The 13766-nt window shown below is 37.9% G+C and carries 11 protein-coding genes and 2 pseudogenes; 8 read left to right on the top strand and 5 right to left on the bottom strand.

The window, feature by feature from the left end; all coding sequences use genetic code 11:
- A pseudogene (locus tag F948_RS16410) lies at positions 1-165 on the bottom strand (IS701 family transposase); the annotation flags it as partial.
- A 58-nt stretch (positions 166-223) separates the two neighbouring features.
- On the opposite strand from F948_RS16410, the pseudogene F948_RS09110 reads away from it, so the two are divergent.
- The 4 genes and pseudogenes from F948_RS09110 to F948_RS09100 form a co-directional block, all read left to right on the top strand.
- A pseudogene (locus F948_RS09110) lies at positions 224-2350 on the top strand (TonB-dependent receptor); the annotation flags it as partial.
- Between the two features lie 319 nt (positions 2351-2669).
- Positions 2670-2864, top strand: a complete 195-nt coding sequence (locus F948_RS16705) for a hypothetical protein (RefSeq protein ID WP_004962950.1) — start codon at positions 2670-2672, stop codon at positions 2862-2864.
- Between the two features lie 297 nt (positions 2865-3161).
- Complete coding sequence (locus F948_RS09105) at positions 3162-4481, top strand: NCS2 family permease (RefSeq protein ID WP_004912229.1); 1320 nt, start codon at positions 3162-3164, stop codon at positions 4479-4481.
- An 82-nt stretch (positions 4482-4563) separates the two neighbouring features.
- Entirely contained in the window at positions 4564-5562 is a 999-nt protein-coding gene (locus tag F948_RS09100; RefSeq protein WP_004962947.1) for an adenosine deaminase, read from the top strand.
- A 43-nt stretch (positions 5563-5605) separates the two neighbouring features.
- Here the strand turns inward: F948_RS09100 and F948_RS09095 are convergent, their stop codons facing one another.
- Positions 5606-6160, bottom strand: coding sequence for a cytochrome b (locus F948_RS09095; protein WP_004912224.1), 555 nt, complete (start codon positions 6158-6160; stop codon positions 5606-5608).
- A gap of 212 nt (positions 6161-6372) precedes the next feature.
- Between F948_RS09095 and F948_RS09090 the strand changes: the two genes are divergently transcribed.
- The 3 genes from F948_RS09090 (at position 6373) to rnhB (ending at position 7886) form a co-directional block, all read left to right on the top strand.
- Positions 6373-6750: a hypothetical protein gene (locus tag F948_RS09090; protein WP_004962943.1), complete on the top strand. Its 378-nt coding sequence runs from the start codon at positions 6373-6375 to the stop codon at positions 6748-6750.
- A 139-nt stretch (positions 6751-6889) separates the two neighbouring features.
- Complete coding sequence (locus F948_RS09085; protein WP_004962939.1) at positions 6890-7258, top strand: hypothetical protein; 369 nt, start codon at positions 6890-6892, stop codon at positions 7256-7258.
- 61 nt (positions 7259-7319) lie between these two features.
- The gene (gene rnhB, locus F948_RS09080) at positions 7320-7886 is read left to right on the top strand and encodes a ribonuclease HII (RefSeq protein WP_004962936.1); all 567 of its coding nucleotides are present in this window, start codon (positions 7320-7322) and stop codon (positions 7884-7886) included.
- A gap of 80 nt (positions 7887-7966) precedes the next feature.
- On the opposite strand, the gene csrA is transcribed toward rnhB, so the two are convergent.
- The 3 genes from csrA to alaS form a co-directional block, all read right to left on the bottom strand.
- Positions 7967-8230 carry a carbon storage regulator CsrA gene (gene csrA / locus F948_RS09075; RefSeq protein ID WP_004912217.1) on the bottom strand — a complete coding sequence of 88 codons (264 nt, stop codon included), beginning with the start codon at positions 8228-8230 and terminating at the stop codon, positions 7967-7969.
- Positions 8231-8470: 240 nt separating this feature from the next.
- Positions 8471-9751 (bottom strand): aspartate kinase, encoded by a 1281-nt coding sequence (locus F948_RS09070; RefSeq protein WP_004955120.1) that lies wholly within the window; start codon positions 9749-9751, stop codon positions 8471-8473.
- A 63-nt stretch (positions 9752-9814) separates the two neighbouring features.
- Positions 9815-12463 carry an alanine--tRNA ligase gene (gene alaS, locus F948_RS09065; RefSeq protein ID WP_026057440.1) on the bottom strand — a complete coding sequence of 883 codons (2649 nt, stop codon included), beginning with the start codon at positions 12461-12463 and terminating at the stop codon, positions 9815-9817.
- Between the two features lie 261 nt (positions 12464-12724).
- Between alaS and F948_RS09060 the strand changes: the two genes are divergently transcribed.
- Positions 12725-13744 (top strand): type I glyceraldehyde-3-phosphate dehydrogenase, encoded by a 1020-nt coding sequence (locus F948_RS09060; RefSeq protein WP_004962928.1) that lies wholly within the window; start codon positions 12725-12727, stop codon positions 13742-13744.
- Positions 13745-13766: the final 22 nt, after the last annotated feature.

Below are 13766 nucleotides of genomic sequence, written 5' to 3'. Positions count from 1 at the left end.
TGTGTAATCTTCACGCTCTAGAAAGCGATTTACACTATCATGCGAGATATTATAAGTCTCGGCAAGTTGTGTGCAGCTAATAGAGTTCGGTTCTGTCATGAGAAAGCCCATATAAATGGGTAGAGTACAAGTTGCTGTAGAAGCATGTTTAATTCGTCTGATCACAGATACTTTATAAAGTATTTTAGTACTTTTTTGAATCCGTCAATGCGTAAGTCCTATTCAATATGCAGTTGCAAATCAAGATAATCTGCAAACAGCAGTTATGCCGACTATTAAAATTGAGGCAATGAGTGAGTTAGATCCAATCAAAAGTTATATTGATTATGATCAAGCAAATGTGACACGTAATGGTCTCAAGAAAAAAGATATTCCTCAGACTATCGACACAATCGATGTACAAAAATATAAGATTTATGGGGCAAATGATTTAAGCGTTATGCTTCAAGGAACCCCAGGTGTATCAACAAATTACGATACTCGTGGTGATGGAATTTCGCTTCGTGGGTTCAAAGCGGACGAGGGTGATATCTATCGTGATGGCGTCCGAGAAAGTGGTCAACTACGCCGTAGCACTGCAAATGTTGAGCGAATTGAAATATTAAAAGGTCCTGCTTCAGTACTTTATGGACGTGGTGCGGGTGGTGGTGTCATCAACATGGTGACTAAGTTTGCCAACTTTGATTCTAAAAGCTCAATAGGTATGTATGCTGGCTCATACGAAAATATTGGTGCAACTTTAGATCTTAATCAAATCATCAATGATAACTGGGCTATACGCTTAACTGGTGAAAAAGCTGATTCCAATAGTTTTCGTAAGGGGATTGGTTCGCAGATCGAAATGCTTTCTCCAAGCATAAGCTATCGCAGTGACGATGAAAAAATACTTTGGACTACCCAATACACCTACGATAAATTGGAACGTACTCCAGATCGTGGTCCATCGTATCAAAATCTTCCAAACAACGTTTCTATCAAAAATGCATTTGCTCGTAGTACTGATTTTATTGATGATGAATTGCAAACTGTGCGAACTGATTTGAAATATGAGTTTGCACCAAATTGGAATTTTCATTGGGCTGCAAGTTATCGTCAAGCTTATCAAAATTTTGATAATTTCTTTGGCGGAACATATTGTGAAAATGATTTAACCCTAGAGGCTAAGCCAAAAATTTGTGATTGGAATGGTTATTTGCGTCAAAGTTACGCATGGCAAGAAACCATGAATAAAACCGTCATGAATACATTCGAAATCACTGGGAAATTTGATACAGGGATATTTGAACACAATTTTATGATTGGAGCTGATTGGTCACACGAAAATCGTGATCCTAAGTTAGGTAACTATTCAAGTGGTCAATTTGCTGGAAAATATTATGGTTATATGAACCCATACCATCCAAATGATCATTATGAATCTTTTGATTTAGCGGATGGTCGTCCGCCAATGACATCTTATAGCCAACATAAATCTGAAAATAAGGCTATTTTTATTCAAGATTTAATCAGTTTGCTGCCTAGTTTAAAGATGATGTTGGGTGCTCGATATGATCACTTCGAATTCAAAACGCAAAATATGCTAACCGACAAAAAGCAATCTTATGATGGCGAGAGTTTTAGTCCAAATATAGGATTTGTATGGCAACCAAATGAGAGTCACAGTTTCTATACATCATATAGCAAGAGTTTTGCTCCATATGGTGGGCGAGGGATGATTAGTATTGATCCGACTTTAAATCCAAGCGTTTATGATGCTGAGCCTCAATACAACGAACAATATGAAATAGGAATTAAGAGTGATTGGTTGGATAACCGTTTAAACACTCAGATTTCTGTTTATGATATTCGAAAAAATAACATTCGTTATCAACCTGATGCACAAAATAATCCTGATGAATGGGTAGTCGGTGGTCAACATCGATCGAAAGGACTTGAATTTAGCTTTATCGGTAAAGCTTTAGAAAATGTTTTTGTTCGTGGTGGATATGGTTATACAGATGCAACGGTTACCCGTGATGATGTAACGCCTCAAAATATTGGCAAACCACTCAACAATACACCTATGCATACAGGAAATTTGTTTATTCGATATCTGCCGACAGATCAAATCTATACTGAGCTAGGTGCTACATATGTGGGTGATGCAAAAGTTTATCCAAATGGTAATCTCAATAGCACATCCACTGATTTAAAAGGTTTTACACGACTTGATGCTGCGATTGGTTATAGTGCAAATCCTTGGAATATTACGCTTGCCGTGAATAATTTAACCAACAAAGAATATTGGCGTTCGGACTCTATGCCAGGAACACCACGTAACTTCTTAGTAAGAGTTAACTATCAGTTCTAAAAGCGATTTTTAGCAATATCAAATAGTACCTTTAAGCGATAAAGGTACTATTTAAGCTTAAATTATTACTTATTTAATAAAAATTAATTAATCAATTGGTAAAATATTAAAATTATCTAATTGAATTTATGTAAAAGTTGTTGATTAAAATACTTTATTATTCTAGTATTTAAGTGTGTAAAAAATGTTCAAATTCAGCTTTTATCGGAAAAATTTATTGTGACATTACATTTGTTTTTGATTTAAAAATGTTAATTGATATACATTTTTGCACACATTTGTTAGTATTTAAGAAAAGCATACATTAGAGATAATAATAATGAAGATAGTACTTTCAATACTTACTCTCTGTTCTGTTTTTATTTTGGGTTATGCGGTTTATGTTGATTCGCAGAACAAAAAAAGACAAGAGCTGATGAAGATTGTGAACGATGCAGAACATAGCCTAAATTCGATTCAACACAATCCAAATTATGTGAAGCATTCTCGATTAGCGACCTACCGAAGCGAATAATTAAGTTCTCAGGTAAAATGTCACAGGATTTAGCTTTTTTTATCGGGTTGTGTCCAAGTTTTTATTAGAATCTGTTAAAATATTTACCATTAAATAAAAAAGCTGCATCTTGTTATGCGGCTTTTTACATTTTGAAATCGGAACCAAATTTATACATCTCCTCTGTATAGCAAGCGTGAAACTGGCATGTAGATTGCTTTTAGCCTTGTATACCATTTTGTGTACATTCAAAAAATTATTTGAAACACAAGCGTATAGATTTCATATTCTACGATCTTAGATTTTAACAGGTGCTATATGACAACGCCTAATGCTTCAGTTGGACTGTTAGAACGCTTATTTAAATTAAGTGATAACAAAACCAACTTTAGAACAGAAGTTCTAGCAGGTGTAACCACATTTTTGACCATGTGTTACATCATCATTGTAAATCCACTCATTCTTTCTGAAACCGGAATGGATCATGGTGCTGTGTTTGTTGCAACCTGTTTGGCTGCTGCAATCGGGTGTTTGGTCATGGGGATTGTGGCGAATTATCCGATCGCACTCGCACCAGGTATGGGTTTAAATGCATATTTTACCTATTCTGTGTGTTTGGGTATGGGGGTGCCTTGGCAAACTGCTCTAGCAGCGGTATTTGTCTCAGGTCTTGTTTTCCTTGCTATCAGTTTCTTTAAAATTCGTGAGGCAATCGTCAATGCGATTCCGATGTCTTTAAAGTTTGCGATTGGTGGGGGAATTGGTCTTTTCCTTGCATTGATTGCGCTTAAAAATGCAGGAATTATTGTAGATAATCCAGCGACATTGGTTGGATTGGGTGATATTAAACAGCCAACAGTATTGTTAGCATTATTCGGATTTTTAATGATTGTTGTTTTGCATCAATTAAAAGTTCGAGGTGCAATCATCATCAGTATTTTAGTTGTCACTGCAATAGCGACTGTTTTGGGTTTGAATGAATTCAAAGGTGTCGTAGGACATATCCCATCAATCGCACCTACTTTTATGCAAATGGATTTTGAAGGTCTATTTACTGCAAGTATGGTCGGGGTTATTTTTGTATTCTTTATCGTTGACTTGTTTGACAGTACCGGGACTTTGGTTGGTGTTTCACATCGTGCTGGATTGCTTCAAGATGGTAAATTACCACGCTTAAAGAAAGCCCTATTTGCTGACTCAACTGCAATTGTAGCGGGAGCTGCATTAGGTACATCATCTACCACCCCGTATATTGAATCAGCTTCAGGTGTAGCAGCTGGTGGTCGCACAGGTTTAACTGCGGTTGTGGTTGCTTTACTTTTCATCGGCTGCTTATTCTTGGCTCCTTTGGCACAATCCGTACCAGGTTTTGCAACTGCACCAGCACTATTATTTATCGGTGTGTTAATGATTCAAGGAATTACGCACATTGATTGGGATGATATTACTGAAGCTGTACCAGCTTTTTTAACGATCGTATTTATGCCATTTACCTATTCAATTGCCGATGGTATTGCAATGGGTTTCATTAGTTATGCATTGGTTAAGCTGTTTACAGGTAAGGCAAAAACAGTACCTTATATGGTGTGGATTATTGCTGCACTTTGGGTATTTAAATTTGTTGCGTTTGGTGGCTAAGCCACTTAAAACTAAGTGATAAAACCTTTAAAGGGTGTACCGTGTTAGGCAGCACCCTTTTTTATTTAGACGTGGAGTTTATATGGATCAAATCGAGCTGATTCGTGCTTTGCCCAAAGCCGAATTACATGTGCATATTGAAGGGACATTTGAGCCAGAGTTGATGTTCGCTATTGCACAGCGCAATCAGATTCAGATTCCTTATCAATCTGTTGAAGAAGTGAAACAGGCTTATAACTTTCATAACCTTCAATCGTTTTTAGATATTTATTATGCTGGCGCCAATGTGTTAGTGCATGAGCAGGACTTCTACGATTTAGCTTGGGCATACTTTGAAAAATGCGCAGAAGATCGAGTGGTACATACAGAAATGTTCTTTGATCCACAAACACATACTGAGCGTGGTGTTGAGTTTGTTACAGTTTTAAATGGTTTAAAGCGTGCATGCACCGATGCAAAAGAAAAGTTGGGTATTAGCTCTCAATTGATTATGTGTTTCTTGCGCCATTTAAGTGAAGAAAAAGCATTTGAAACGTTAGAACAAGCCTTGCCATTCAAAGATGACATTATTGCGATAGGTTTGGATTCGAGTGAAGTCGGGCACCCACCATCAAAATTTGAACGTGTTTTTGCCAAAGCACGAGAAGCTGGTTTCTTGATCGTCGCACATGCTGGAGAAGAAGGTCCTCCAGAGTATATATGGGAAGCTTTAGATTTACTTAAGGTGAATCGTATTGATCACGGTGTTCGTTCAGAAGAAGACGAGCAACTGATGACGCGCCTAATTGCAGAGAAAATGCCCTTAACAGTGTGCCCGTTAAGTAACTTAAAGCTCTGTGTCGTGAAAGATATGGCTGAGCATAACATTCGTCGTTTGCTGCAAAAAGGTATACATGTCACTGTAAACTCGGATGATCCTTCATATTTCGGTGGATATATGAATGATAACTTTATTGCGATTCAACAAGCTTTGAATCTATCAAATGAGGAATTAAAGCAGCTTGCGATTAACTCTTTTGAAGCTTCATTTATTTCTGATGATGATAAGCAGAAATGGATTACCGAAATTAGAAAAATCTAATGCATAAAAAAAACCGCGATAAGCGGTTTTTTTATATCAATTTTTATTTGGGTTGTCTTAGCATGCTGAGCAATACATTATCTTTGTCGATGAGATGATGTTTAATCGCTGCGAGAATATGACCTGCAATAAGTAAGCCCGCAAACCACGATATATAAATGTGTAGGGGTTTAACGATTGCTAATAAATCTGGATTGTCTTGAACTAGACGGGGGATTTCAAATAAGTATAAAACAGGGGCAGGGTGACCAGCGCTCCAACTGAATAAACAGCCTGTAATTGGTAGAGCTAGTAACATTAAATATAATAGAAAATGACCAATATGTGCCAAGGTTTTCATCATTGGTGACATGGTATTTGGTAGTTGTGGAGCTGGATGGGTATAACGCCAAAAAATTCTTATAACGACTAAAAAGATAATGGTTGTTGCAATATTCTTATGAAGTGTAATAACAGTGCCTTTAAACGTTCCATCAACTTCATAACTTAAAAAATTTCCACTGTAAAATCCAATAAGCCATGCAACGATAAAAATAACGGCCATGAGCCAATGTAATACTTGTGCTGTGCGAGTGTAGTACTGTGCTGAGGTTGACATCGCAACATCCTAGCTGTGATATGATTTTGTAGATTTTAAATAGCGTTATTTATTCCTCATACGGTGTATATGTAACAGAGCGTCTTGTCCTTGCAACGATTATTAATCGAAACGATATGTTTAAATATGTAATAAGTCTGCACGGTCAATTGCTTAATAAAATACTTTGTGCAAAATACGACTGCAATTAAGTCGCTATAAGGTTAAAAGTTGTGAAAAAATTATTGTTGGCTCTGCCAGTATTATTTGTTTTAAATGGATGTGTTGCGCCAAATACAAATACTTCTACAACACCATCTACATCTCAACAGTTAGGTGTAACGGCATTAAAGGTTGCGGTTAATGCTAAATGTATGAGTGAAATCAATACATTACCTGCATGGAAAACAGCAACACGTTTGATGACCACTGAACAGCGTGAAAATATTCAGATTGATGTTTGTGGGTGTGTAAGTGAAAAAGCGCCCAATAGTGTAACGACTTTGGAGTTGGCTACAGCTGCAATTGATCCAACTGCAAGAGCAACGATCGTGAATCAAGTGGTTGCTGAAACTGTTAATGCCTGCGTGTCTGAAGCATTAAAGAAATAGAAATAAAAGTAAGAAATTAGACAAAGCTGGATGATTTTCAGCTTTGTTTCTTAGAAGATATTCTTATAATTTCAAATCATTTTTAGTTTCTTAGAGTGCTAGATTAATCATGATATTATTCAACTAAAATGATAGTTACATGTATAAGAATAAATTTGTTTTGGCAATTTCAATGGTCTTTGCTTTGGCGGCTTGTAGTACTGTGCAAAGTGGTGAGCAAAGTAATTTAAAATTAGGAACATCTGCAATTCAGTTTGCTGCACAGACTAAGTGTAATCATGATATTGATGATTTTGCAGCTTGGAAAATTGCAAGTAAATTAATGACAAAGACCCAGAAGAAAGAGAAGAAAACCCAAATTTGTAAATGCGTTGGCAAAAATGCATCTACTGTTTTATCACCTTCAGAATTGGCACTTGCTGCAGTGGATTCTAAAGCGCGAACAGCTTTAACAGGTGTAGCAGTAGCTAAAACTATGAATGCTTGTGTATCAGAAGTGGTAAAATAGTTCTGTATTCAATTGACTTTGATTGGCTGCTAAAATGCAGCCAATTTTTTGCGAGTAAATTATGTTTGTTGCTGGTGTAGATGAAGCAGGGCGCGGTCCTCTAGTGGGTTCAGTTGTTGCAGCTGCGGTGATCCTAGATCCTAATAATCCAATCGAAGGATTAAATGATTCTAAGAAATTAACTGAAAAGAAACGCGAAAAGTTGTTTATAGAGATTAAAGAAAAGGCATTAGCTTGGTCGATTGCTGAAGCGACACACACTGAAATTGATGAAATGAATATTTTGCAAGCCACATTTCTTGCAATGCGCCGTGCGGTCGAAAATTTAAAAACCACGCCACATAAAGTAATTGTAGATGGTAATCAAATTCCAAAAGGGATTGAGATTGCATGTGAAGCAATTGTGGGAGGTGATGCGACTCATGCTGAGATTAGTGCAGCCAGTATTTTAGCTAAAGTTACACGTGATCATCAAATGAAGACCTTAGATGAATTATATCCTGATTATGGGTTCGCAAAGCACAAAGGTTATCCTACAAAAGCGCATTTTGAAGCTATTACAGCACACGGCGTGATTGATCAACATCGTCGTAGTTACGCGCCTGTAAAAAAAGCTTTAGGTTTATAATTTCTTATAAATTGAGGTTTTAAATACAATTAAAGCGACCATCTTGTGTCGCTTTAATTATGTGGGGAGAATTCTGAAAATTAACGATTAAAGTTATTATGTCGCGGAAAATCGCTATTATCTTCTTCATACGAAAGTTGATAATCCTGATCAAGATGTTGTAAATGCTCATGCATGGCACGTTCATGTTGGATACGTTGGTAAATTTCCTCACGATGCACAGAAACTTCTTTTGGAGCATTAACACCAATACGCACCTGATTGCCTTTTACGCCAAGCACAGTAACACTGACTTGATCCCCAATCATTAATGTTTCTCCGACACGACGGGTCAGAATCAGCATGTTTATCTCCTTGCTAAACGCTTAAACTTGCGACAGGGAATTCATTGTTCGAAAGCACAGCCTTAATATACAGAAAATTCCAACAGAAATATGTAAAAAACATTATTTTTCGTACGTTCTGTTAAGAATCACTGAAAAACCTCAAAGGTTAATATAACAGAGCCACTGTAGTAAAAACTATAGTGGCTCTGTTTTTTTTTGCTATTTACTTGAAAGTAAATATGTTTAACAAGCTATTAATTAAGCACGTGCACTGCTTTCGCCGTGTTCACGATCTAGACCAAAAGCTGTGTGTAAACAACGTACGGCAAGTTCTAAATAGTTTTCTTCGATAAGTACAGAAATTTTGATTTCTGATGTTGAAATCATCAAAATATTAATGCTTTCATCAGCTAATGCAGTAAACATTTTGCTTGCAACACCTGCATGTGAACGCATACCCACACCTACGATTGATACTTTAACGATATCATCACGAGTAACAACTTCACATCCTTCAATGCTGCTTGCTGTTTGCTCTAAAATCGCCTTAGCTTTTGCTAAATCATTGCGATTTACAGTGAATGTGAAATCAGTTGTACCATCTTCTTCAACGTTTTGGATAATCATATCCACTTCGATGTTGGCATTGCTGATAGGTGACAAGATTTTAGATGCAATACCTGGTTCATCAGGAACACCTAAGATCGTTAATTTTGCTTCGTCACGGTTAAATGCAATACCTGCGATGATTGGTTGTTCCATATCGTCTTCAGCCTCAGTCGTAATTAGTGTGCCTACATTTTGTTTGAATTCTTCATCGAATGCGCCGTCATCGTCATTATCAAAACTTGATAATACACGCAATGGAACTTGATATTTACCTGCGAATTCAACAGAGCGAATTTGTAAAACTTTTGAACCCAACGATGCCATTTCTAGCATTTCTTCAAAAGAAATACGATCAACCTTTTTCGCTTTAGGTGCGACACGTGGATCAGTTGTATAAACACCATCAACATCAGTGTAAATCTGACATTCATCAGCTTTTAATGCAGCTGCAATTGCAACACCAGAGGTATCAGAACCACCACGACCTAAAGTTGTGGTATTTCCTTCGGCATCAAAGCCTTGGAAACCTGCAACAACGAGAACACGACCTGCATCTAAATCTTTGGTCATGACATCAGTATCAATAGATTCAATACGCGCTTTGGTAAAAGCACTGTCCGTTTTGATACCAACTTGACGACCAGTATATGACTTAGCTTCTACACCAATTGAATTCAGTGCCATAGCTAACATGGAAATCGTTACTTGTTCACCCGTTGACACCATTTGATCTAATTCACGTGGGTCAGGGGTGTTGGTAATGGCTTTTGCAAGCGCAAGTAAGCGGTTCGTTTCACCACTCATTGCAGACACAACAACGACCACTTTGTGACCGTGATCATGCCAGCGCTTGACACGACGAGCAACATTTAAAATGCGCTCAGGAGTACCCATAGAAGTACCGCCATATTTTTGAACGATTAATGCCATAGTTGTTCCATATAAGCCATGACCCTGAGAGGCATCAGGGTCAGTTACACAAAAGTGAAGTTCTTATTGCTCAAGCCAAGCAGGCAATGCTGCAAAAACTTGGTCAAACTTCTCGTTTAGTGGCGCGCCACCTTGTGCTAAGTCAGGTTTACCACCACCTTTACCACCTAGCTCTTGAGCCAAGTGTTTGATAATGTCACCCGCTTTTAGATTTGCAGCATATTGTTTAGCGACGGACGCGATTAAACTCACTTTATCGCCTTCAACGCCAGCTAAAATAATGACTGCATCTTCCAATTTTGATTTTACGCTGTCATGCAAATTGCGTAATGACTTGGCATCTAAACCTTTTACGGTTGTGATTAATGTTTGACGACCAGCAATTTCTTTAACTTGGTCTAATAAATCAGCAGCTTGGAAACTTGCTAATTTTTGATTTAACTGTTCAATTTGTTTTTGCAAACTTGATGCAGTCTCAACAATTGCTTCAACTTTTTCTACAGTTTGGTCTTTCTGAGCTTTCAACAAACCATTAATTGTTTGGATATCGCTGTCAGCTTTTTGAACAGCTTCTAAAGCTTTAGTTCCTGTTACAGCTTCAATACGACGAACGCCAGCTGCTACACCACCTTCAGAAGTGATCTTGAATAAGCCGATATCACCTGTACGTTTAACGTGGATACCACCGCAAAGTTCGATTGAGAAGTTTTTCTCTTCGATAATTGAACCCATCGACAGAACGCGAACCTCTTCGCCATACTTCTCACCAAACAGCATCATCGCACCTTTGGCTTTAGCAGACTCGATGTCAAGCAATTCAGTTGTCACAGGAGTGTTTGCAATAACTTCAGCATTCACTAGACGTTCGATTTGTTGAAGCTGTTCAAATGTCACTGGCTGGTCGTTAGCAAAGTCGAAACGTAAAATATCGCTAGCAACCAATGAGCCTTTTTGCTGAACATGATCACCTAAGATTTGACGTAAAGCTGCATGTAGAAGGTGAGTGGCAGAGTGATTACGCGCTGTTGCAGCACGAATATCTGCTTTAACTGTTGCTTCAACATTTTGAGTTGCTTTTAAGCTACCCATCGTCACGATACCTTGATGCACAAAAGCACCACCAGATTTCTTAGTATCTTGTACTTCGAAAATACCTGTATCGTTTTTGAATATACCTGTATCGCCGATTTGACCACCGCTTTCTGCATAGAAAGGCGTTTGGTTTAAAACGATAAGCGCTTCATCGCCCTCATTGATTTCATCAACTTGAGTACCGTCTTTGTAGATTGCAACGATTTGACCTTGACCTTGAGTTGCATCATAGCCATCAAATTGAGTTTCACCTTCAACTTTTACAATACTATTATAGTCAACTGCGAATTTACCTGCGTCACGTGCACGTTGACGTTGTGCAGCCATTTCAACTTCAAAGCCAGTTTCGTCGATGGTAAAACCACGTTCACGTGCAATATCAGCAGTTAAGTCAGTTGGGAAGCCATAAGTGTCGTAAAGTTTAAATACAGTTGCACCTGGAATCACAGTATCTTTCAACTGTGCAAGCTCAGCTTCTAAAAGCTTCAAACCTTGCTCAAGTGTTTTTGCAAATTGTTCTTCTTCACGTAGTAAAGTCGCTTCAATCACATCTTTACGTGATGCAAGCTCTGGATAAGCTTCACCCATAACTTCGACTAATGGTTGTAGCATCTTGTAGAAGAATGTACCTGTAGCGCCTAGCTTATTACCATGACGTACTGCACGACGGATAATACGACGTAGAACATAACCACGACCTTCATTTGATGGGTTTACGCCATCAGCAATCAAGAAGCAGCAAGAACGAGCATGGTCAGCCAGTACACGTAATGATGGTTGTCCTTCATCTTGAATGCCGATGATATTTGCAGCAGCTTTTAGCAAGTGTTGGAACAAGTCGATTTCGTAGTTAGAATTAACATGTTGTAGAACAGCAGAAATACGTTCCAAGCCCATACCTGTATCTACAGATGGAGCTGGGAGAGGGTGCATCACACCATCAGCAGTACGATTGAACTGCATAAATACGTTGTTCCAGATCTCGATAAAGCGATCGCCATCTTCTTCTGGAGAACCAGGTAATCCACCCCAAATGTGATCACCATGATCATAGAAAATTTCAGAACAAGGACCACACGGACCAGTATCACCCATAGCCCAGAAATTATCTGATGCGTACTGACCACCTTTGTTGTCACCGATACGAATGATACGGCTTGCATCTAAACCAATTTCTTTGTTCCAAATATCAAATGCTTCATCATCAGTATGGTAAACAGTGACATATAAACGATCTTTAGGTAATGCTAGCCATTGCTCGTTCGTTAAAAAATCCCAAGCAAATTTTAATGCATCACGTTTGAAGTAATCACCAAATGAGAAGTTACCTAACATTTCAAAGAAAGTATGGTGACGTGCTGTGTAACCTACATTGTCTAGGTCATTATGTTTACCACCTGCACGTACACATTTTTGAGAAGAAACAGCACGTACATAGTCACGCTTTTCTAACCCAAGAAAACAGTCTTTAAACTGGTTCATACCAGCATTTGTGAATAATAAAGTAGGGTCGTTGGCGGGAACGAGTGAACTCGAAGCGACACGTGTATGCCCTTGCGATTCAAAGTAACGCAAAAATGCTTCACGAATTTCAGCTGATGTCATAAAACGAGTACTCACAACCAAGACACTCCATAATTTTGAATTTGGCTATATGTAAAATAGGCGAGTTGTTTTTGAATTTTTGCAAACAAAGCGCATTTACATGGCGTAGATTTTAAAAGTGCTAAATTATAACGGAAAATGTGTGCCCGACCAACGATTTTGCAAGCAATATCATATAAAACTGTGTTTCAGCTAAAAATCTATATTCAACAAGGCTGATCATGTTTTACCATATAGCAAGAAAATATGATGTTTTGATGAATATAAGGGCTTTGCATGCAACGTGTCGCTATCAATGGATTTGGTCGAATTGGTCGAAATGTATTACGTGCATGGTTTGAAAGCCCTAAGCAATTTCAATTTGATATTGTAGCGATTAATGATATTGCTGATGTTCAAACTTTAGTTCATCTCTTTAAATATGATACAACGCATGGTCGTTTTGCTGGTCAAGTCGATATTGAGATTGAGAACGAACAAATTTTTTTAAATATTCATTCAAATCAAAGACAATTAAGACTGCAAGTATTTAAACAGGCTCAGCCTGAACTATTGTCTTGGGCTGGTTTGGTTGTAGATGTTGTGCTCGAATGTACAGGTTTATTTCGATCGAGAGCTGATGCAACACGTCATATAGATGCAGGTGCAAAGCGAGTAATTATTGGTGCAGCACCATTTGATTCTGTTGATGCAGCTATCGTCTATGGTGTTAATCATGCTGATGTCAAACCTACTGATCAAATTATTTCTAGCGTTTCTTGTACGACACAGGCCTTAGTGCCTTTGGTCAAAATTATTGATGATGCTTTTGGCATTGATACTGCTCTCATGACCGAGATCCATGCAGTGACTGCAGATCAATCAGTTTTGGATCATGCTCATCGTGATCTACGAAGAGCCAGAGCGTCTGGACAAAATATTATTCCTACTACTTCAAGTGCTTTGGGCGCATTAAAACGCGTGATGCCAAAAATGGATGGTCGTATAGATGGGTACTCTATTCGTGTACCGACTATCAATGTTGCAGCGATAGATCTTTCATTTGTTTCACATTCACCGATCACAGTTCATAAAATTAATGAAGTTCTAAGTAAAGCTGCTAAGTTTGACTATGCTCAAATTATGCAAGTGACCGATGAAGATTTGGTATCAAGCGATTTTAATCATTCGCCATATTCATTAATTGTTGACCTGACGCAAACGATGGTCGTGGGGCATCAAGCAAAAGTTTTTGCATGGTATGATAATGAGTGGGGTTATGCGAATCGCTTATTAGATTTGTGTGAATCTTTTTAATATTTAAATAATAAAAAAACAA

Source organism: Acinetobacter junii CIP 64.5 (assembly GCF_000368765.1).
Lineage (GTDB): Bacteria > Pseudomonadota > Gammaproteobacteria > Pseudomonadales > Moraxellaceae > Acinetobacter > Acinetobacter junii.
This window is presented reverse-complemented; position numbering and strand designations above follow the sequence as displayed.

Excerpts from the sequence above, each read along its gene's own strand:
- F948_RS09060 (WP_004962928.1), top strand. The coding sequence starts at position 12,725 with ATGCAACGTGTCGCTATCAATGGATTTGGTCGAATTGGTCGAAATGTA.
- rnhB (WP_004962936.1), top strand. The coding sequence starts at position 7,320 with ATGTTTGTTGCTGGTGTAGATGAAGCAGGGCGCGGTCCTCTAGTGGGT.
- F948_RS16705 (WP_004962950.1), top strand. The coding sequence starts at position 2,670 with ATGAAGATAGTACTTTCAATACTTACTCTCTGTTCTGTTTTTATTTTG.
- F948_RS09105 (WP_004912229.1), top strand. The coding sequence starts at position 3,162 with ATGACAACGCCTAATGCTTCAGTTGGACTGTTAGAACGCTTATTTAAA.
- csrA (WP_004912217.1), bottom strand. The coding sequence starts at position 8,230 with ATGCTGATTCTGACCCGTCGTGTCGGAGAAACATTAATGATTGGGGAT.
- F948_RS09100 (WP_004962947.1), top strand. The coding sequence starts at position 4,564 with ATGGATCAAATCGAGCTGATTCGTGCTTTGCCCAAAGCCGAATTACAT.
- F948_RS09085 (WP_004962939.1), top strand. The coding sequence starts at position 6,890 with ATGTATAAGAATAAATTTGTTTTGGCAATTTCAATGGTCTTTGCTTTG.
- F948_RS09095 (WP_004912224.1), bottom strand. The coding sequence starts at position 6,160 with ATGTCAACCTCAGCACAGTACTACACTCGCACAGCACAAGTATTACAT.
- F948_RS09070 (WP_004955120.1), bottom strand. The coding sequence starts at position 9,751 with ATGGCATTAATCGTTCAAAAATATGGCGGTACTTCTATGGGTACTCCT.